The organism is Shewanella zhuhaiensis, assembly GCF_022484835.1.
Taxonomy (GTDB): Bacteria; Pseudomonadota; Gammaproteobacteria; order Enterobacterales; family Shewanellaceae; genus Shewanella; species Shewanella khirikhana.
Genome location: NZ_JAKUDL010000002.1, coordinates 345,000 through 366,189, shown reverse-complemented (window position 1 = coordinate 366,189; position 21,190 = coordinate 345,000). Strand labels below are relative to the sequence as shown.

Genomic DNA, 21,190 nt, shown 5'->3' with positions numbered 1-21,190 from the left:
AATTTCGTTGCACAGTTGTCGATTTATTACACAATCGGCACTGTGCAGCACGTCACTATTGGTTATAATCCGGTTCAATCTGGCGATAAGCCCGCACCAAACCGGTATGCTGAATGACGATTAAGACTGACGAACTACGCACATCCCTTCTTTGTAAAGTAATTTCACCTTCGCAACTGGCGGCCGAGTATCCGCTCACTCAGGAAGCGGCTGACTATCTGGTTGCCCAGCGCCGTGAAGTAGAAGCCATTCTGACCGGTCAGGATCCACGCCTTCTGGTGATCATCGGCCCCTGCTCTATTCACGATACCGAAGCCGCACTGGAATACGCCGGACGCCTGGCGAAACTGCACCACGAACTGAAAGACGATTTGTGCATCCTGATGCGGGTGTATTTTGAAAAGCCACGTACCATTGTAGGCTGGAAAGGTCTGATTTCCGACCCGGATCTGGACGGCAGTTTCAGTGCCAACAAAGGCCTGCGTATGGCCCGTCATCTGCTGCAGCAAATTACCGAACTTAAACTGCCTATCGCTACCGAATTTTTGGATATGGTGAACGGTCAGTACATCGCGGATCTTATCACCTGGGGGGCTATCGGCGCCCGCACCACTGAGAGCCAAATCCACCGTGAAATGGCCTCGGCACTGTCTTGCCCGGTAGGCTTTAAAAACGGCACTGACGGCAATATCAATATTGCTGTGGATGCAGTGCGCGCCGCCAAGGTGCCACATATCTTCTACTCGCCGGACAAAGACGGCCATATGTCAGTTTACCGCACCCATGGTAACCCATACGGCCACATCATTCTGCGTGGTGGCAAGAACCCCAATTACGCGCAGGAGCATGTACAAAAGGCCCATGAGCAGCTCAAAGCCACCGGCATCGACACAGGCATGGTGATTGACTTCTCCCATGGCAACAGCCAGAAGCAGCACATGAAGCAGCTCGAAGTGGCCGAAGACGTGATGGCACAAATTCGCGCCGGTTCCACTGCCATCGCCGGGATCATGGCCGAAAGCTTTATCGAAGAAGGCAACCAGAGTGTGGTGGAAGGTCAGCCGCTTTGCTACGGCAAGTCAATTACCGATGCCTGCCTGAGCTGGGGCGATACCGAGCCGCTGCTGCGCAGCCTCGCTGCCGCTGCCCGGGTGCGCCGCGAGCTGAAAAAGTAAACTCGCTTCATAAACCAGCGCTACTTTTGGCAAGACAGAAAAAAGCCTCCCAATGGAGGCTTTTTCCTTTTGCAGCATAGTAAATCTAAAGACAGATCACTGGCCGCATTGCCACGGCCCCATAGCCTGCCAGGCGCTGCCGCTGCCGGGGGCTTCGCCCTGGGTCCACCAGCTCGCCTGCCAAAGTTTGCCATTGAAGGTTGCCTGCTTACCCTGGGCGTAGGCAATGGCCGGATCCCAGGGCAGCAACACCTGACTGACCAAGCTCCAGGCGCCGTTCGACGCCGAAGGCTCACTGCCTTGATTCCACCAATTGGCGCGCCACACCAGCGAATTGAAGCTCACCTTATCACCGCTGTTGTAGATAGTCGCCGCCGCCCAGGCGGGGTGATTGAGCGCATCGGGATCAGACACGCTGCAATCATCCGCCGCGATGACGTTAAAATCTCGACTTTCTTTGCTGCCGGTTTCGAGGTTTTGCAGCATCAGCCTGTAGCTGCCAACCTCAGTCAAAGCAAGACTTCTGGCAAGCGAGCCCTGGGCGAGCTGCAAGCTCTCTTCACTGACGAGTGCCGAGTCTTTTTCCAGCCCCAGCGTCACTGCCACCGGCTTGCTGGCATTAAGCTCATAAGTCACCTCAACACTTGCGTTTTGCAGGGTGTAGGACGGCTTGAGGCCATTTATCGTCACCGCCGGCGGCGAAGACTTAAGGTCGAGCCGATAGCTAAGTCCGGCCTCGCGGGTCCACACCTTATTGTCGCCAAGCACATCGCTGTAACTGATACTGCCATCCTGAACTTTCACGCCAATGGCCACCAGACTGGTTGCTGTGCCCACCTGAGCGGCGAGGTTTTTGGCCCATATTCCGTCCTCAAGTTCGGCTTCAGCAACAGTGCGCTTTTCAAATACTTTCTCAGCGCCGACGCCATCAAACACCCGGAACCAGAGCTCATCCCCTGGCTCAACATCGAGTCCCGGTGGCACAAATGCCCCCAGCGTTTGCCAGTCCGGCACACTGCCGCCTTGATCCAGCACTATGTCAGAACAGTTATAAAAGCCCTCGCCTGCCGCATCATCGCGCTGCCAACGGGTGTACAAGGTGGCCTCGCCGCTGCGACCTGCCGGAATAGCAATCCGCATCCGGTAATACTTTTTATCGCCAATCAGGCTAATGGGCTGATCGCCAAGCTCAGCAATCAGCTCAAGCTTGCCCCAGCTCAGCGCCTCAGTGGCCGCATCGTAATCCGGGGTCGATAAGTAAAACTGCCAGAAACTTGGGTTATGGGGCGTGTGAGCGGCAAACAGCAGCTCCACTGTGCCATCGGCATCCACCGTCATTGCGGTACGTTGCCAATCGCGCGACACCACATCCATACCGCGTTTGGCATGGTCGGCCGCGGCGCACAGCTTGCCATCGGGAATGGCCGCTTTGACGGCTTCCATATTGCGAAAATCGGCAACGTTGATGGAAAACTCATGGTTTTGCACAAATTGCACAGTGCCCGATGCCAAAAAGGCCGCGCGGCAGGCGGCATTGGGAATGGCGCTGCCATCATCGGGCCACCAGTAGCCCCCCTGCTCGGTACAAAATTCCTGTCTGGCCTTGGGGTATTCCATCAGGCCATGGGCCAGCGCTTGTGAGCTTGCACCCAGCAAGGCAAGCGACAAGATAAGCTTATGTTTATTCATTGATATATCCTCCAATCCTTTGCCCTTTGTTCAGGTCGGGCATGAGGAAAAGGCGCCCGCGGGCGCCTTTATGGTGAGATTAGATGTTGCAGACAAAGTCCCAATCGGCAGAAGTGCCTGGCTCGGTGTTGGTCCACCACTTGGCCACGTATACGGCGGTGGCATTTTTCATGCGATCGCCGCCCGCAGCATGGCTTGGGTTACCGGCCCAATCGGTTTGCGGGAAGTTGGGATAGGCAGGCACTGCACTGGCATCAATGCCTTTGGCCTCACAGCTATCCACCGGTGGCGTGTTGCAGGCAGGATCGTTTGGCGTTACCGAGCAATCCACCGGCGGGGTGCCGCCATCACCATTCCCTGAATCGACGCTGCCAAAACCATAGGTTTTGCCATCAAAGGTCACGGTAAAGTTGGACGGCATGGACACCGGCAGGTAGTACTTTATCACCCCATCGAGAGAGGCGCCGGGCGCCAGACTCTGCCAACCGGGCAAGGTGAATTTCACCCGGTGGAAGTCGTTCTCCAGGCCACCGATGTTGTTACCAGCGGCGTTGGAGCCATCGGTTTTCACGGTGAGATTCAGGCCCGATTGATCGCTGATTTGCGACGAGGTAGAGCTTGAAATATCAAACTCGAACACGGCGCCACCGGGGATGGTCACACTGCTGTTGTTGCTGATGGTCAGGGTTGGGGTGATGGGATAGTTGTTATCCCCTTCTTTAAAGCCGCTAAGCGAGGCAGACAGCGCCAGGGTTGACGTTGGCATCTCGCCGGAGGCGACCTTGTTGCCGTATGGCGCAGCGCTGGCAAAGGCGTTGTAGGCGATGCTGGTCAGGGTGTCGCCCATAAAGAACTCACCGCTGCCGCCATTGCGCTCTGGATACCAGCTGTAGTCACCCGCCAGTTCCCAGAACATCACGCCGCCGATGCCCTTATCCACCACATACTGCACCTTGGCGCGCATGGACTCTTCATCTTCGGTGGAGATAAACACCTTCTTGTCAGCGTTCCACAGCCAGGGCGCTACCGCGACTGCATCGTAATGACGCTGATAGTTGCCTGAAAGCTTATCGGCTGGGTTGTTCAGCGGATCCAGCCCATAGTCGGCCAGATACGATGGCACCAGGCCAGCTTCGAGGTTCTTGGCATGCCACATGGGGTTGGAGCCAGCAAACACTTCATTGCCGTTCACATCCAGATCGTGCCACAGGTTATCAATACCTTCAGCGCCATAACCGCAGTTGGCGGTGCCTTCGCCGGTACCGGCCGGGCAGGCATTCTGATCCGGCGCTGGTGCCAGTCCCCACAGACCGTTGTTACCGCCATTCACGCCCTGCCAGCCGCGGGTGTAGTAAGGCAGACCTATGTTGATCCGGCCCGATGGCAGTGAGCCGCGGAAGTAGTGATAGGCCCAGTCGGTGTTGAGGTAACCAATACCGCCGTATTGCGCAGTGCTGTACACATCCCAGTGCGCCAGCTCAGCATCGAGACCCGTATCGAACAGCGCGGCATTGTGGCCGACGAAGTCGTTCCAGGCACCGTGCAGGTCGTAGCTCATAATGTTGACGTAATCCAGATATTTGGTCATCTGGTAGGCTTCCATACCGCGCAGCAAATAGCCTGACGCAGGTGCCGCCACGGTCAGCATATAGTGCTTGCCATCTTCACGACCGGCCGCGTCCAGCTTCTCACGCAGGGTCTTCATCAGCGCATCGTACTGCTTGAACAGTGAGCCACGCAGGGGTTCGGAAATCCAGAAGTCATCCGGGTTACCCGCCTTGCCCATGGAACTGGCGTACTCGTAGTCGATGTCGGCACCATCAAAACCATAGCTGCGCAGGAAGGCCACCACGGAATCGGCAAAGGTGTCGATTCCGGCCTGGGTCTTGGTCATTTCATAGAAACCACCACTGGCGACCCGGTTGCCGTTGTCATCGAAATAACCACCGGTTTCGGCCCAGCCACCGATGGAAATCAACGTTTTCACATCTGGGTGCTGCTTCTTGAATTTATTCAGCAGGTTGAAGTGACCGGAATAGCTGAAGCCCGGGTCCATTTCGGCGCCGGCTACACCAGGCCAGGTCATATTGGTGGCCGCGTTATCGGCCGCCTGCGGGTTGCCGATAGACACCTTGTTGTTGGCATCCACATGGGCAAAGGCGTAGTTGATGTGGGTGATCTTGTCCCAGGGGATGTCCTTGGCGAGGTACGATGGTTGACCGTTTTTGCCTGTGCGCCAGGAAGTGAAATAACCGATAACACGGCGGGCATGGTCGTTGCCCATTTTCTCGCGGCCTTGTTCATCGTACACCAGGCAGTAAAGCGAGTTGCCCACCAGACCATCGGGGCGGCACGCCTCATGATCGCTTGGCATCTCACCAATATAACCACTGACGGCTGCAGAGCTGCTTTCAAGCCCCTGGTCGTCCACCGCCCGCGCCTGCAGGCTCAGGCTGCCATCGGCTGGCGTGAAGTTGAATTCGAACGGCGCACTGTCATCAACGCCGACAAGGCTGCCATTGGCATAAAAACTGACCGAGGCAACGCTGCCATCGGCATCACTGGCATCGGCGCGGATACTGAGACTGCCACCACTGGCAAGGGTGAAGCCCGCCGTGGGCTGAGTAAGACTCACCACCGGCGCCTGATTGGCGGCCTTGACGGTAACGCTGACCTCGGCCGAGCGCCCTTCTGCGCCGCTGCCATCGAAAGCACGGCTTTCAAGACGATAGCTGCCTGCAGTCTGCGGCGACCAGTTAAAGGCCCAGGGCGCGGCAGAGTCGGTAGCAAACTTGCTGCCGTTAACCCAGAGTTCCACCGAGGCAACGGCATCGTTACTGTCAGGATCGCTGGCGTCTACGGTCACGGATACACTATCACCTACGGTGACAACGCTGTCATTTTGAGGTGCAGAAATTGCGGTCTGGGGCGGTAAATTATTGGCATTCACCACCAGAATTTGTACGTTGGCCTCGGTGGCTGCGCCCTTGTCATCGGTGGCTTTGGCCACAATCACCACGCTGCCGGTTTTATCAACTGACCAGGGAGAGCTGATGGCCGCGCCATTGGCAAACCACTCAAGGCTCACTACCTGACCATCGGCATCTGAGGCACTGGCTTCCAGCAACAGCTGGTCGCCCAGATTGTACTGTGCACCCGCCATCGGTGAGCTGATGGTCACATCGGGCGCCTGATTGCTGCCTTCACAGGCGCCGAGGTTTTTCCAAACACCCCAGTCGCCGGATAGCGATGGGTCTTCGTTTTGGGTCCACCACTTGTTCTGGAACAGGGTGTTTTGGTGGGTCACCTGGGTGGTGGTTGCATAGATGGTTTGGGCAGCCCAGGGGGCAACGCCCTGGCAGTCTGCGGCGAAGGCTTGCTGGGCAAAAGCGCCAGACAGAGCCAAAGCGGTACACAAAGCCAAGCGGTTCACGCCCGTAGGGCGCCCACTGTAGGGGGGTTGTTTCATACTCAGGACCTCAATTTATTAATTTAATTAGCTTTTAGCTTTTCCGAACCCCGGCAAAGCGGGTAAGCGGCCGAATTGCTTCGAGGACAGCATCGGTGTTTTTAACTTAGCCGCGAAATTCCCAAAAGTTAACTACCTGAATATGAAATTTGATTACATTTTATACCGATATATTCGATCTAACTGAATTAAAAAGGGATTATTTTTGAAACAGAGTTGCAGTTTTGCTACAAAATTAGCGCTTACAAATATAGCGTACGCTTTAAGCAATGGCAGAGATCAGCCGAAAATCGTATACTGCGCGCCTTTCACCTAAACACCAGATTTGTCTGCATAACCACAAGGTTGCCGTATGCCACTGACTGATACCCTGCCCCAGTTTCCTGAGGCCATTGCCCGCCGCATCGATTCATCGGAAGCCCGTGTAATCAAAGCGGTTTTCCCCTCCAATACCAACCACCACAACACCCTGTTTGGTGGCGAAGCCCTGGCCTGGATGGATGAAACCGCCTTTATCGCCGCCACCCGCTTTTGCCGTAAACCACTGGTAACCGTGAGTTCCGATAGAATTGATTTCAACAAGGCTATTCCGGCCGGCAGTTTGGCGGAACTGATTGCCCGGGTTATCCACGTAGGCAATACCAGTTTGAAGGTGGAAGTGAACATTTTTGTCGAGGACATGTATCAGGACAAAAGAGAACATGCCATTCGCGGCGTGTTTACCTTTGTTGCCGTGGATGAAAACCGAAAGCCCACCCAGGTGTGGCAGCACGACTGACCAAAATTCCTGTACCCGCTGGTGTGATTGGCCAAAATTACACCAGCCTTTCACACAAACCGCGGATTATACTTTAGTCTAGGCTGATAGAAATTCTAAGGATTTAAAGTATTTACCCAGGATAAATCCGTAGGATCCTGCTGGTTTTTTCTGTTACATTGGTTCATTGCACATTCAAGAACAATAAGAACCCTGCAACAACATGAAGCTCGAGAATCTCAATATCATCATTGCCGATGATCACCCATTGTTTCGCAACGCGCTGAGACAAGCCTTGTCCAGTGCCTTTGCCGATACACGTTGGTTTGAGGCAGACAGTGCAGATGCACTGCAGCAGGTACTGGATAACACCGATGCCGAGTACGACTTGGTGCTGCTCGATTTGCAGATGCCCGGCTCCCACGGTTATTCCACCCTCATCCATCTTCGCTCCCACTACCCAGATATCCCGGTGGTGGTGATTTCAGCCCACGAAGATGCGCAAACCATCAGCCGTGCCATCCATTATGGCAGCGCCGGTTTTATCCCCAAATCTGCCTCGATGGAAACCCTCACCGAAGCCATGAGCGCTGTGCTTTACGGTGATATCTGGCTGCCGCCAGGGGTTGAGATCATTAAGATTGAAGAAGATGGCACAGATCAAATGGCGGGCAAGCTCGCGGATCTGACTCCGCAGCAATACCGGGTATTGCAGATGTTTGCCGAAGGTCTGCTCAATAAGCAAATCGCCTATGATTTGGGGGTATCCGAGGCCACCATCAAGGCCCACGCCACTGCGATTTTCCGTAAGCTTGGCGTGAGAAACCGCACCCAGGCGGTGATAGCGCTGCAGCAACTGGAAATGGATAAGGTCGATTTGGGTTAATCCCCCCCTGCAAAACATCAAAAGGCCGCATCATGCGGCCTTTTTCAATTCACGTCAGCCACGCAGGCTTTCCCGCAGCTGGTAATACAACATCCCTACCGCAAGCGCCTGATTACCAAACCATTCGTTGAGCGGAATGCGCCAGTGTTTCATGCAGGCAAACAGGCCAAACTCCCGCAAATCGCCATCAATGGCCTTGGCCATGATTTCCGACATGATATGGCTGGTCGCCACCCCGTGGCCCGAATAGCCCTGGCAGTAGTAGACATGTTCAGACACCTTGCCAAGCTGTGGAATGCGGTTAATCACAATCCCGGCCATACCGGCCCAGGCAAATTCAATCTCGACGCCTTTGAGACGCGGGAAGGTGCGCTCGATGGCAGGGCGCAGCTCTTCGGCCACGTTTTTCGGATCGCGACCGCTGTAGTTGGTGCCACCACCGAACATCAAGCGGTTATCAGCGGTAAGACGATAATAATCAAGCACAAAACGGCAATCGTACACCGCCAGATTATGGGGGTTGATGGCCCTGGCGACCTCGTCAGACAACTGCACAGTGGCACAGTTGCCAAGGGAGGCCGGAAACAGCATCCCCTTCAGACGTGGACGTCCCAGCTTGTGATAGGCATTACCGGCAATCATCACCTTGTCGGCGGTCACACTGCCAAAGGCAGTTTTCACCACAGGCCGGTTACCATCCACGATATCCAGCACCTGGCTGCCTTCAAAAATCCGTACTCCCAGGCTTTCAGCCGCCCTCGCCTCGCCAATACAGAGGTTGACTGAGTGCAGATGCATGTTCTTTTTGTTGAGCAAACCGCCGTGATACAGCGGCGATTCGAGATACTGCGGCATCTCGTCCTTTTGCACCAGCGACACCAAATCGCCCATACCCCGGCGCTCGGCTTCATCCAGCATGGATTTAAGCTCATCCATGTGGGCTGGTTTAAAGGCGGTATGCAGGTGGCCAAAGCGCAAATCACAATCGATATTGTACTTGGCCACCCTGTTTTTGATGATGTCATGACCGCGCCAGCGCAGTGCCCATACATAGTCTTCGGCTTCCGAGCCTATGCGGTTTCTGAGCTGTTTGGTCATGGCGTTGTCGCCCGATAATGAGCCTGTGACCTGACCGCCGTTTCGGCCGGTCGCGCCCCAGGCGATTTTGTTGGCTTCCAGCAGGACCACGCTGTAACCGCGTTCGGCCAGCTCCAGCGCTGTGTTCACACCGGTAAAACCGCCACCGATAATGGCCACATCGGCCTGAATATCCCCCGCAAGCGGCGGATAATCGGTTTCCTGCTTGATGGTGGCGTTGTAGTAAGAACCGCAGCGAGCTTGCATGGAAAACTCCGTTGTTTTTTATTTTTTACGGATGTTAACGATATATGCAACGATGGGTCAATGGGGTGAACAAGATTTTGTTCACCCCGCTTAATTTATGCAACAGAGGAGGACTTCACCAGGCTGGAGATCAATGCCCTCAACGCGGCGGGTTTAACCATTTTCGCCATGTAGTGATAACCGCGGCGCTGCACATCCTCCACCAGATCCTTGCGGGTGTTGGCGGTAATGAGGATCCCAGGCAAATGCTCGCCATAGAGCGAACGAATACCGTCCATGGCGTCCACCCCATTCTGCCCATCGTCCAGATGGTAATCGGCCAGCACTATGTCGGGGGCAACGCCCTTCAGACCAAGCTTGATACGGGCATCGCCAAGGTCACGGGCACAAATCACCTCGCACTGCCAGCGTCTGAGCAGGCTTTCAAGGCCGGCAAGAATGGCTTCTTCGTTATCGATACAAAGCACCTTTACCCCAGCCAGCGGCTGCAATACCGCGGGACGGCGGGCAGGCATGGGTGTCGAGATAGTTTTTCCAAGGGGCACGCAGATAGAAAACACCGAGCCACGCCCCAGCACAGAGGCCACCTTAATATCATGGCCCAGCACCTTACTGATACGATCGGCAATGGCGAGCCCCAGCCCCAGACCACTCACGCCCTTGCTTTGCGGATTGGCGAGGCGTTTGAATTCTTTAAAAATTTCATGCAGCTCGGTTTCATCTATGCCACAGCCGGTGTCCAGCACCTGAATTTCAAGCTCACCCGGGCGATGGCGACAGCCCAGCAGCACCCGGCCACCGCGGGCATAGCGGTAGGCATTGGTGAGGAAGTTTTGCAGCACCCTTCTGAGCAGCGCCGGATCTGAGTTGACCGTGGCGCTGGACGACACCATGGTGAAGCGGATTTGACTGTCCTTGCCCATGGCATCGAACTCCACCGCCAGCCCCGAGAGGATTTCAGACACTGAAAAGTCGCGCCGGTTTACTTCCACCATTCCGGAATCCAGCTTGGAAATGTCCAAAAGATCGGTAAGCAGCTCTCCGGCGATTTTCAGCGAGCTGTTAACGTGGGACAAGGTGGTGCGCGCCTCGTCATCGAGGTTGGTGTACTGGGAAAGCGACGCGGTAAAGAGCCTGGCGGCATTGAGCGGCTGCATCAGGTCATGGCCCACGGCGGCAAGGAAACGGCTCTTGGAGGCGTTGGCCATTTCTTCCTGAGCCTTGGCTTCCAGCAGTTGGCTGTTGAGCATGGCAAGCTCGTAGGTGCGCTCTTTTACCCGGGACTCCAGCGTCTCGTTGGCATCCTTAAGCGCCCGCTCCTGCGCTCGGTATTGGGTAATGTCGGTAAAGGTCATCACAAAACCGCCGTCGGGCATAGGGTTACCCTGAATTTTGATTACCTTGCCGTCGCTGCGCTCCCGCTCCGAGGTGTGAGGCGTGCCATCACGCATATGCTGCACGCGACGCTCCACCTGATCTTCTATGTCGCCGACACCGCAATAACCGCGGGCGGCATTAAAGCGCACCACTTCACTGATGGGCATGCCAGCCTGTAAAAAGTCCTCCGGATACTGATACAGCTCGCTGTAACGGGCGTTCCAGGCAACCAGATTCAGATCCTTATCGACAACGCTGATGCCCTCGTAGGCATGCTCGATGGCGCCGCGCAAAATCTCCTGACTCAGCATCACCTTGGAGGAGGCTTCATCCACTAAAGAGAGCACTTCATCAAGGGCCAGATCCCGCCCGGCAATCACCGAATCGAGCACCAGCGCGGCACTGGACGCGCCAAGCACTCCAGAGAGCATGTGTTCTGTGTGGGCAATCAGCTCAGGGCTTGCAGCCTTATTCCAGCTTTCGTGGTTCACAGCCTCCGCCGAGAAGCGACTGAAACTCTGATAGGCACGGGTGGGGCTGACAAAGCGGCTGGCCAGAATCAGCAGCTCCTGCTGCGAGATAGGCCCGGTTTTACGGCCGCCTGCGCCCTTAAGCTCACCTGGGGAAACGAAGCTGCTCGCCTGAATGCGTTCCACCACTCCGGCGCGAAACCACAGCGAGCCCAGAATGTAAAACATGGTGTTGACCATCAACGCCAGCAGGGTATCGCTCACATTGGGGCTGATATAGGACAGCAGCCAGACATCGGACAGTCCGGCGCTGGCAAGACGCTCGCCAGCACCTTGCAGCAGCACCCAAATCCACAAACCAAAACCGGCGCCAAGGCCGAGGAACACCCCACCACGGTTACCGTGTTTCCAGTAAAGGCCGCCGACCAGGGCCGGTGCCAGCTGGGCGAAGGCGCCAAACGCCAGCATCCCCAGATGCGCCAGCGAGTCGCTGTCGGCCAGATACAAAAACGACAAATAGCCAATGCCAAGAATAAGCACAATAGCCAGACGGCGGGCGTTCAAGAGAAACTGCGAAAACTGAGCAAAGTTCTTTTCGCGGATGCGACCGCCCCTGAGCATCAGCGGCACCAGCCACTCATTGCTGACCATGATGGAAATGGTCACCACCGCCACTATCACCATGCCGGTCGCGGCCGAGAGGGTTCCAAGCAGCGCCACCACAGCCAGCCAGTCGGCGCCGATAAACAGCGGCATATTGATGACATAGGTGTCGGCTGGCACGCTGTCGCCCAGCAGCAACTTACCGGACAGCGCCAGCGGCGCCACAAAGAGGCCAAACAGGGCAATATAAATCGGAAAAATCCAGCGGCCCCGGCTCAGGGTCTTTTCGCTGGCACACTCCACCACCATCACGTGGAACTGGCGCGGCATACACAAAAAGGCCGCAATCCCCACCACCAGATCCGGCAGTATGGTTTCCAGCCTGAGCTTGGGATGCTCAATCAGATTGGCCGACAGCGCCTGATCCCAAATATCGCCAAAGCCGCCAAACACCCCAAAACTGATGACAATGCCCACCAACAAAAAGGCAGCAATTTTCACCAAAGACTCAAAGGCAATGGCGAGCATCATCCCCGGGTTGTGCTCAGTGGCATCCAGTTTGCGGGTACCAAACAGGATGGCAAACACCGCCAGCACCACGGAGATGATCAGCGCCACACTTATCCCATCAAGGGGCTTGCCCTCTGGCTGGAACAAATTGAGCGACGCCACCATGGCTTTCAGCTGCAGCGCGATATAGGGCATTATGCCAAAGAGGGCTATCAGGGTAACCAGCGCCGCCAGTACCTGGGATTTGCCGTAGCGGGCGGCAATAAAGTCGGCCACCGAGGTGATATTTTGTGCCTTGGATACCACCACCATTTTGCGCAGCATGCCAAAGCCAAGGGTAAAAATCAGGATAGGTCCTAGGAAGATAGGCAGGAAGGACCAGAGGTCACCGGCGGATTGCCCCACAGTGCCCAAAAAGCTCCATGACGAGCAGTACACCGCCAGACTCAGGCCATAAATCCAGGTTTGCAGCTTTTTGGTTACACCGCTGAACCAGCGCTCTGCGCCCCACGCCAGCAGGAACAACAGAAACACGTAAAAAACCGCAATCACGGCGACAAAGAGGGTCAGATTCATAGTATGCTCATTTTTTTAACCCATTGTGCCTCGAAAACTGCGGAAAATCCAGCCAACAAACGAGGCGCAACAGGCTAAAAAATAAGGGAAAAAACAAACTAGACCAAGGTCTAATAGTGTGACGCGGGCCCGATGCCCATACTCGAAGCCACGCAACAAATTATAAAAAGGGAAGCCCTATGAGCACGCAGTCTCTCTACTCAGTGCCTGCCGATATTGCACAAAACGCACTGGTAAACAACGAACAATATCAGAAGATGTACCAGGAATCCGTTTCCAACCCTGAGGGTTTCTGGGGAGAGCAAGCCAAGCGCATCGACTGGATAAAGCCATTTACCCAGGTCAAAGACACTTCCTACGACGACCAGAATCTGTACATCAAATGGTTCCACGATGGCACCCTGAACGCCTCCGCCAACTGCCTTGACCGCCATCTGGCCACCAAGGGCGATGATATTGCCATCATCTGGGAAGGCGACGATGCCAGCGAACAGCGCAAAGTCACCTACCGTGAGCTGCACGGCGAAGTGTGCCGCTTTGCCAACGCCCTGAAAGCACAAGGCGTGCAAAAAGGCGACGTGGTAACCATCTATATGCCCATGGTGGTTGAAGCCACTGTTGCCATGCTGGCCTGTGCTCGCATTGGTGCCATCCACTCTGTGGTGTTTGGTGGCTTCTCACCTGACTCCATCGCTTCCCGCGTGATTGATGGCAAATCCAAGGTGCTGATCACCGCCGACGAAGGCGTGCGTGGCGGCCGTAAAATTCCGCTTAAGGGCAACATCGATGAAGCATTGAACCGCCCTGAAGTCACCACAGTGGAAACCGTGATTGTGCTTAAGCGCACCGGTGGCAATGTCGACTGGCAGCAAGGCCGGGATGTGTGGTGGCACGATGTGGTAGCAAGCGTATCTGATGACTGCCCCGCCGAAGAAATGGGCGCTGAAGATCCACTGTTTTTGCTGTACACCTCAGGCTCTACCGGTAACCCCAAGGGCGTACTGCACACTACAGGTGGTTACATGGTGTACGCCTCCATGACCCACGAATATGTGTTCGATTACAAGCCAGGCGAAGTTTACTGGTGTACCGCAGATGTGGGCTGGATCACCGGCCACAGCTACATGGTTTATGGTCCGCTGGCCAATGGTGCCACCATCCTCATCCATGAAGGCATTCCAAACTACCCAAGCCCTGCCCGTCTGGGTGAGATTGTCGACCGTCACCAGGTTAACATCCTCTACACAGCGCCGACCCTTATCCGCGCCCTGATGGCCGAAGGCAAGCAGCATTTCGACAACTTCGATGGCAAGTCACTGCGCATCATGGGTTCTGTGGGCGAGCCTATCAACCCCGAAGCCTGGCGCTGGTACCACGAAGTTATTGGTCACGAGCATTGCCCGATTGTGGACACCTGGTGGCAAACCGAAACCGGCGGCATCCTGATCACCCCACTTCCCGGCGCCACCGACACCAAACCCGGTTCGGCCACCCGCCCTTTCTTTGGCGTGCAGCCAGCACTGGTTGACAACGAAGGAAACATCCTCGAAGGCGCCACCGAAGGCAACCTGGTATTGCTGGACTCCTGGCCTGGCCAGATGCGCACCGTGTATGGCGATCACGAGCGCTTCGTGCTGACCTACTTCAAGACCTTCCGCGGCATGTATTTCACCGGTGACGGTGCCCGCCGTGACGAAGATGGCTACTACTGGATCACCGGCCGTGTGGATGATGTGATTAACGTATCCGGCCACCGCCTTGGCACCGCCGAAGTGGAAAGCGCCCTCGTAGCCCACGATCTGGTGGCCGAAGCCGCCGTTGTGGGTTACCCACACGACATCAAGGGCCAGGGTATCTATGCCTACGTGACTCTGACCAAGGGAACCGAAGCCACTGAAGAGCTGCGTCAGGAGCTGCGTCAGTGGGTGCGTAAAGAAATCGGCGCCCTGGCAACACCGGACCTTATCCAGTGGGCCTCAGGTCTGCCAAAAACCCGTTCAGGCAAAATCATGCGCCGTTTCCTGCGTAAGATTGCGGCGAACGAAATCACCAACCTGGGCGATTCTTCTACCCTGGCGGATCCATCGGTTATCGACACCCTTATCGAGAGCCGCTTGAACCGCGCTGACTAACCAACCTCAGTCTTCTCCTCAAGTTTGGCCCCTGTTTCAGGGGCCTTTTTTATGTGTCCCTGTTCGCCTGGTTTCAGCCTAACCCCGATTGCTGCTACACTCGCCCTACCCCGTGTCTGCTCAACTCCCATGTCCCATGACGCAACGCCCATGACGACCAAGCCTAAGCCCACAATACAACTTCGCGATTATCAGCAAGATGCCATAGACGCCGCACTTAACCACTTTCGTCAAAGTCGCGACTCAGCGGTGCTGGTGTTGCCCACTGGCGCCGGAAAAAGCCTGGTGATTGCCGAGCTTGCCCGCATTGCCAAAGGCCGGGTGCTGGTGCTGACCCACGTGAAGGAGTTAGTGGCACAAAATGCCGAGAAAGTGGCATTACTGGCAGGCGAAGGCAGCATTTATTCCGCCGGACTTGGCGAGAAAGACAGCAGCGGCAAAACCGTGATTGCAGGGATCCAATCGGCCGCCCGTACTCCGCAAGCCTTCAGCGAGCCGTTTTCACTGGTGATAGTCGATGAGTGCCACCGGGTGAGCCTCGACAGCAACAGCCAGTACCACAGCCTGTTTGCCGCCCTTAAGGCCAATAACCCCAAGCTACTGCTGCTGGGCCTTACCGCCACCCCTTATCGGCTCGGCGAAGGCTACATCTATAAGCGCCACATCCACGGCCACGTGGGCAATCCAGACAAAGGCGTTTTCGATGTCTGCATTTACGACTTGCCGATGCGGGTATTGATTAAAAAAGGTTTTTTAACACCACCAAGGCTGCTTGATGGCCTTGCGGCCCAGTACAATTTCGACAGCCTTTTGCCCAAAGAAGACGCCGACTATTCAGAGGCAGAGGTCAACACAGTACTGAACCAGAGTGGCCGTGCCACCACCGCGATTGTGGAGCAGTTAGCTGGCCTGGCGTCGGCCAAACGGGGCATCATTATCTTTGCCGCCACAGTACGCCACGCCAGGGAAGTGCTGAAGCTGCTTGAGAAAGATAGCGCCGAACAGCCGCTCACCGCTGCGCTGATTACCGCCGACACCCCGGCCGATGAACGTGACCGCATTATTGATGACTTTAAGGCCGAGCGGCTGCAGTTTCTGGTCAATGTGTCTGTACTCACTACGGGATTCGATGCGCCCCATGTGGACCTGATTGCCATTTTGCGCCCTACTGCTTCGGTAAGTCTGTTTCAGCAGATGGTAGGCCGGGGCCTTAGGTTGTTTCCCGGCAAGAGCGAGTGCCTTATCCTCGATTACGCTGCCAATGGTTTCAGCCTGTTCCACCCCGAAGTGGGTAAGCCCAGACCCGACAGCAAAAGTGTGCCTGTGCAGGTGCCTTGCCCTGCCTGCGGCTTTGCCAACCTGTTTTGGGGCAAGACAGACGCAGACGGCGACATAATCGAGCATTACGGCCGCCGCTGCCAGGGACTTCTGGAAGATGGCAACCAGTGTGATTTTCGCTACCGGGCGCGTATCTGCCCTGACTGCGGCATTGAAAACGATATCGCAGCCCGCATATGCCGGGGCTGCGACTCGGCCCTTGTGGACCCAGATAAGCACTTAAAAGCTGTGTTGTCCCACAAGCACCATCATTTGTTCAAAGTGGCGGATATGCTGCTTGAAGCAAGCGATGACGGGCTGACGATTATCTATCAGGACATGGATGGCAACAGCTTCAACGAGCGCTTTAAACTGGCGACTGATGGCCAGCGCAAGGCACTGTTTGCCGCCTTCCTGCTCAGGCACCAAAGGGCTCCCGGTATTAAGCTGCCCAAATACAGAGATGCCGCCGCCATCGTGGCCGACAAGGACAAGTTTCGTGCCCCGGATATGCTACTGCTGAAAAAGACCAAGTTTGGCTGGCAACTTATCGACAAATTCTTTGATTATCGGGGCAAATATCAGACGGGCGCACGTTTTGCACTCTGATCCTGCCTATCCCAATATCAAATCCCGGTGGCCTGTGTTATAAAAGCCCCAAGCTAAACTCCAAAGGAGCCTACATGTACGTTGTAATTTTTGGCCGTCCAGGCTGCCCTTACTGTGTTCGCGCCGAGCAACTGTGCGAGCAGCTTGCCGAAAAACGTGAAGACTTCCGCTTCCGCTACGTGGATATCCACGCCGAAGGGATCAGCAAAGAAGATCTGTCCAAGACTGTTGGCAAACCGGTAGAAACCGTGCCACAGATTTTTGTAGACAAAACCCACGTGGGTGGCTGCACCGATTTCGAAGCCTACGTGCGCGAAAACAATCTGCTGGATTGATTTTACAAGTCTTTTTAAGCCCGCCATCCGGCGGGCTTTTTATTTGGCAAGCGCCAGACTTGGTTAGCGCCCTCTGCGGTAATTGCCACGCAACCTTATTGGCGCGGCGTACGGTTAACAGCTAAGCTGGAACCATGACAGTGCGAGGAACGGCCAATGGATCCCATGCTTGCCACCATCATTGAAAAGGTCTCCAACACCCGTGGCGAGGCCTTTTTCAACAGCATTACCCTCGCTCTGCACGATGCCATCCACGCCGATTACACCTTCGTTGCCACCCTGGATAAGGAACAATATTGTTCCAATACCCTGGCACTGGTGGCCGATGGAGCACTGGTAGACAACATCTCCTATTCGCTGGCCGATACCCCCTGTGCCAATGCCGCCGATGACTCTGTATGCTGTTACCGCACCAACGTCGCCGCCAGTTTTCCAAACGACAAGCTGTTGAAAGACATGCAAATCGAAGGCTACCTCGGCACGCCGCTGCACGACCTTAAAGGCGAAGTGATGGGCATTATCGTCGCCCTGTATCGAAGGCCCATTGAAGATGAATCCCGGGTGCTGGAGCTGTTTAAACTCTTCTCTGGCCGCATTGAGGCCGAACTTGACCGCCTTTCCCATGAGAGACTGCTGGAAAAGGCCAATCAACAGCTCGAGTCGAAAGTGGCTGAGCGCACCGCACATCTCGATAAGGTTATCAGTGAGCTTAAAGACGCCCAGAAGCGGCTTGTTGAGTCAGAGAAAATGGCTGCCATGGGTAATCTGGTGGCCGGGCTTGCCCATGAGGTAAATACACCGCTCGGTGTTGCCATTACCAGCCACAGCGTGCTCAGTGAGCAGCGCGATGCCCTGCGCAGCCATTATCAAAGTGGTGAGCTGTCAACCGAAGAGCTGGACGAATACCTTGAGACGACCGACAGTGCGCTGATGCTGCTCGATGTGAATCTGCACCGGGCGGTGGAACTGGTGGAAAGCTTTAAGCGCACCGCCGCCGATCAACACTGCGCCGACAAAGAGCTGATTAACCTTGCCCAGTACTACCGCCAGGTACTGCTGGCACTGAAACCCCTGCTCAAATCGGTACAGGCCAAAGCCAGTATTCACATCCCCGAAGACTGGAACCTGACGACCATCCCCGGTGTGCACTCCCAAACCCTGACCAATTTGCTCAGTAACAGTGTGATGCACGGTTTTGATGCGGGTGGAGATAACCAGATTGAGATTACGGGCGAACGACTTGCCGATGGCAACTACTGCATTCACTACCGGGACAACGGCAAGGGCTTAAGTCCTGAGGCCAGGAAACACATCTTTGAGCCCTTTTTCACCACTGCACGCGCCAAAGGTGGTATAGGTCTTGGGATGAATATTGTATTTAACCTGGTTAATCAGCAGCTTGGCGGAAAAATCATTCTGCCCGTCAGCGACAGGGGCTTTGCCCTGGATATGGTGTTTCCGGAGCTTGGCGAAAGTTAAGCCGCCTGCATAATGGAGTTAGTTACTGTAACCCCCTTCCACAAAGCATTGGCTAAGCCCAGGCTCATCATAAGCTCATAGTAAAAAAGCGAACCCGAGGGTTCGCTTTTTCATGTAGCGGATATGCTATCAGAGTACGTATTTGGCCGAGAAAATCACCCGGTTCAAGTCGCCATCCACACCGTTTTCCTTGCTGTTGGTGGCATACATGTATTCCACGCCGAAGGTCAGTGGCTTACTTGGCGAGTACAGCAGGTTCACATAGGCCGACATGGCGTCCTTGTTGACGTTCTCACCGGTCAAATCCACATGGTTGTCCGCTTTCATGCCAGAGAGGGTGAAGCTTGAGCGCCACTGCTCATTCCACCAGTGACGGTAAGAAATAAAGCCGCCGTATGAGCCGATGGTTTCAATCTTGCCATTGGCATCCAGCGCGCCGGCATTGGCGTAGTTCAGCGCAAAGTAACGGCCAAGGCCCTCACCCCAGGTGGCGGTGAATTTAAGATCGTCCTTGCCAACCGGGATCACACCGGCGAAGCTTGCGCCGTAACCCATGGCAGAATCGTCATAGGTGCCCTGCTCGATATTCAGCTGACGACCGATAGCGGCCAGCGAGAACGAGGCGCCGCCTTCGGTCTTGAAGTTATAGCGGGCCACCACATCGGGCATCATGCCGCTGCCGCTGGTGATGCGGGCGCCGGTCGCGTTGGCGCTGAGGGTGGTTTCCGGGTTTTCCAGTGCAAACTGGAAGCCGCCATTGGTATAGCGAACCTGTGCCTGACGCACGAAGGGCGTACCGTCGGCCGCACCTACGAAATCGAGGTTTTCAGGCAAGGCACCTGGGTTTTGGAAGGTGGTCCAGGTTTGACCCACGGTCCAGTTGTCGTAGCTGACAAAGGCGTGGCGAATACGTGGCGAGTAGCTATTGGATACACGCTCGTTGCCGTCGGTGTGGGTCATAAAGTCGAGTTCGATAAAGCCAGACAGTTTGTGGCCATCGAGATCGGTAACGGTTTTGAAGTTAAATCGGGTTTCGCGGGCTTGGAAATCAACAACTTGTTTGCCATTGCCGGCGGTACCATAAATGGTGCCGGGGACATAAAACTGACGGGAAAGATTGCCGGAATCCGGTGCGCCGTTACTGTAATCGCTGAACATCACATCGGCTTTAATGTAACCACCAAACTTAAAGTCGGTTTTGCCAACTTCAGCCGCAGCGCTGCCTGCCATCGCCATAAGGGCGGTTGCCAGTGCAATTGAGACTGGTGCTTGTTTCATGCTCGTTGCTCCCTGATTGTTATTATTAATCAGAGGCACTATGAACAATTTGTTAACGCTTAAATATTAGCAATAGGTCTATGAGACAAAAGTAGAAAAGGGAGAGCTGAAGCTGAAAGATGGTGGGTCGTGAAGGATTCGAACCTTCGACCAATTGGTTAAAAGCCAACTGCTCTACCGACTGAGCTAACGACCCAGTGGGTCGTGAAGGATTCGAACCTTCGACCAATTGGTTAAAAGCCAACTGCTCTACCGACTGAGCTAACGACCCATTCCAGATTGCCCTCAACACTGCCTTGGCTGCGCTGAGGGCGCCTATAATACCTTTTTCAGTTATCCATGCAAGCGTAAATTCCCGAAACTTTTGCCGTTTGCATGAAAAACAGCCCAAGAGACTGTTTTATGTATTAAAACCGTTTAAAGGGCGTTCAATTGCTGCTGTGCAATGCGGGCAGCAGCGCTGTTTGCGTACTCTTTTACCACCTTACGATAGAGGTTTTTAGCCCCTACAGTATCGCCCTTTTTCTCGGCAATCAGACCCAGCTTCACCAGGCTGTCGCCACGCTTGCTGGAATCAGGATATTTCTCCACCACCACGGTGAAGGCGCCGCGGGCGTCGTCCAGCTCGTTCTTATTATAGAGCAGCTGTCCGAGCCAGTAGTTGGCGTTGTCGGTATAGTTGGAACCCGGGTACTGTTTGATGAAACCACGAAAAGCCGTGATAGCGTCGTCGTACTTGCGCTCTTTGAGCACCAGATTGATAGCCTTTTCATAGGCAGCGGTTTCGTTGAGCGAAGCTTCTACCGCCACAGTGCCCGCTTGAGCAGCCGGAGTTTGGCTGGCCGCAACCGCAGTGCCTGCACTGGCAGCAACAGCCGGTTTAGCCGCGGGGGCCGCCTGCAGATTGGCTATCTCTTCATAGAGCTTGCGCTGACGCTCAAGCATCTGGTTGATTTGATAGTTCTGCTGCTCAGTCTGACCACGCAGATCCAGCACTTCCTGCTGCAGGGCATCCAGGCGGCGCTGCATATCGAAATCAGTCTGCTGCTTGGCTTTTAATATACGCTCAAGCTTGGCAATGCGCTCATCGGCACTGCCGCCGCCAATGTCTTCCACCGGCGCGGCGGCCATGGCCTGCCCCGCCACCAAGAGTGCTGTCAGTAATACGCTTTTTTTCATCAATC

The 21,190-nt window shown here is 55.3% G+C and carries 13 protein-coding genes and 2 tRNA genes; 7 read left to right on the top strand and 8 right to left on the bottom strand.

Annotated features, from left to right (window positions below; genetic code table 11):
* The first annotated feature begins 113 nt into the window (after nt 1–113).
* Nucleotides 114–1,175 (top strand): 3-deoxy-7-phosphoheptulonate synthase, encoded by a 1,062-nt coding sequence (locus MJ923_RS07185; protein ID WP_240590499.1) that lies wholly within the window; start codon nt 114–116, stop codon nt 1,173–1,175.
* A gap of 96 nt (nt 1,176–1,271) precedes the next feature.
* Here MJ923_RS07185 and MJ923_RS07180 read toward each other — a convergent pair whose 3' ends face one another.
* Complete coding sequence (locus MJ923_RS07180) at nt 1,272–2,864, bottom strand: lytic polysaccharide monooxygenase (RefSeq protein WP_240590498.1); 1,593 nt, start codon at nt 2,862–2,864, stop codon at nt 1,272–1,274.
* 79 nt (nt 2,865–2,943) lie between these two features.
* Nucleotides 2,944–6,333: a glycosyl hydrolase family 18 protein gene (locus MJ923_RS07175; RefSeq protein ID WP_240590497.1), complete on the bottom strand. Its 3,390-nt coding sequence runs from the start codon at nt 6,331–6,333 to the stop codon at nt 2,944–2,946.
* Between the two features lie 352 nt (nt 6,334–6,685).
* Here MJ923_RS07175 and MJ923_RS07170 point away from each other — a divergent pair, with 352 nt between their 5' ends.
* Together MJ923_RS07170 and MJ923_RS07165 are read left to right on the top strand one after the other, a co-directional pair.
* Nucleotides 6,686–7,111: an acyl-CoA thioesterase gene (locus MJ923_RS07170; protein WP_126167228.1), complete on the top strand. Its 426-nt coding sequence runs from the start codon at nt 6,686–6,688 to the stop codon at nt 7,109–7,111.
* 202 nt (nt 7,112–7,313) lie between these two features.
* A complete protein-coding gene (locus MJ923_RS07165; protein ID WP_240590496.1) occupies nt 7,314–7,976 on the top strand; it encodes a response regulator transcription factor in 663 nt (220 codons plus the stop codon).
* Nucleotides 7,977–8,030: 54 nt separating this feature from the next.
* Here the strand turns inward: MJ923_RS07165 and MJ923_RS07160 are convergent, their stop codons facing one another.
* Together MJ923_RS07160 and MJ923_RS07155 are read right to left on the bottom strand one after the other, a co-directional pair.
* Entirely contained in the window at nt 8,031–9,320 is a 1,290-nt protein-coding gene (locus MJ923_RS07160; protein ID WP_240590495.1) for an NAD(P)/FAD-dependent oxidoreductase, read from the bottom strand.
* 95 nt (nt 9,321–9,415) lie between these two features.
* Nucleotides 9,416–12,856 carry a hybrid sensor histidine kinase/response regulator gene (locus MJ923_RS07155; RefSeq protein ID WP_240590494.1) on the bottom strand — a complete coding sequence of 1,147 codons (3,441 nt, stop codon included), beginning with the start codon at nt 12,854–12,856 and terminating at the stop codon, nt 9,416–9,418.
* Between the two features lie 179 nt (nt 12,857–13,035).
* Here MJ923_RS07155 and acs point away from each other — a divergent pair, with 179 nt between their 5' ends.
* The 4 genes from acs (at nt 13,036) to MJ923_RS07135 (ending at nt 18,728) form a co-directional block, all read left to right on the top strand.
* Entirely contained in the window at nt 13,036–14,988 is a 1,953-nt protein-coding gene (acs, locus tag MJ923_RS07150; RefSeq protein ID WP_240590493.1) for an acetate--CoA ligase, read from the top strand.
* A gap of 150 nt (nt 14,989–15,138) precedes the next feature.
* A complete protein-coding gene (gene radD, locus MJ923_RS07145; RefSeq protein ID WP_240590492.1) occupies nt 15,139–16,914 on the top strand; it encodes a DNA repair helicase RadD in 1,776 nt (591 codons plus the stop codon).
* Nucleotides 16,915–16,988: 74 nt separating this feature from the next.
* The gene (locus MJ923_RS07140) at nt 16,989–17,249 is read left to right on the top strand and encodes a GrxA family glutaredoxin (protein WP_126167234.1); all 261 of its coding nucleotides are present in this window, start codon (nt 16,989–16,991) and stop codon (nt 17,247–17,249) included.
* A 156-nt stretch (nt 17,250–17,405) separates the two neighbouring features.
* The gene (locus MJ923_RS07135) at nt 17,406–18,728 is read left to right on the top strand and encodes an ATP-binding protein (protein ID WP_240590491.1); all 1,323 of its coding nucleotides are present in this window, start codon (nt 17,406–17,408) and stop codon (nt 18,726–18,728) included.
* 129 nt (nt 18,729–18,857) lie between these two features.
* On the opposite strand, the gene MJ923_RS07130 is transcribed toward MJ923_RS07135, so the two are convergent.
* The 4 genes from MJ923_RS07130 to ybgF all read right to left on the bottom strand — a co-directional run bounded on the left by MJ923_RS07130 (nt 18,858) and on the right by ybgF (nt 21,185).
* Nucleotides 18,858–20,006, bottom strand: a complete 1,149-nt coding sequence (locus MJ923_RS07130) for a DcaP family trimeric outer membrane transporter (protein ID WP_126167237.1) — start codon at nt 20,004–20,006, stop codon at nt 18,858–18,860.
* Nucleotides 20,007–20,126: 120 nt separating this feature from the next.
* Nucleotides 20,127–20,202 (bottom strand) — tRNA-Lys (locus tag MJ923_RS07125).
* 2 nt (nt 20,203–20,204) lie between these two features.
* Nucleotides 20,205–20,277 (bottom strand) — tRNA-Lys (locus MJ923_RS07120).
* Nucleotides 20,278–20,423: 146 nt separating this feature from the next.
* Nucleotides 20,424–21,185 (bottom strand): tol-pal system protein YbgF, encoded by a 762-nt coding sequence (gene ybgF / locus MJ923_RS07115; protein ID WP_240590490.1) that lies wholly within the window; start codon nt 21,183–21,185, stop codon nt 20,424–20,426.
* Between the last annotated feature and the right edge of the window lie 5 nt (nt 21,186–21,190).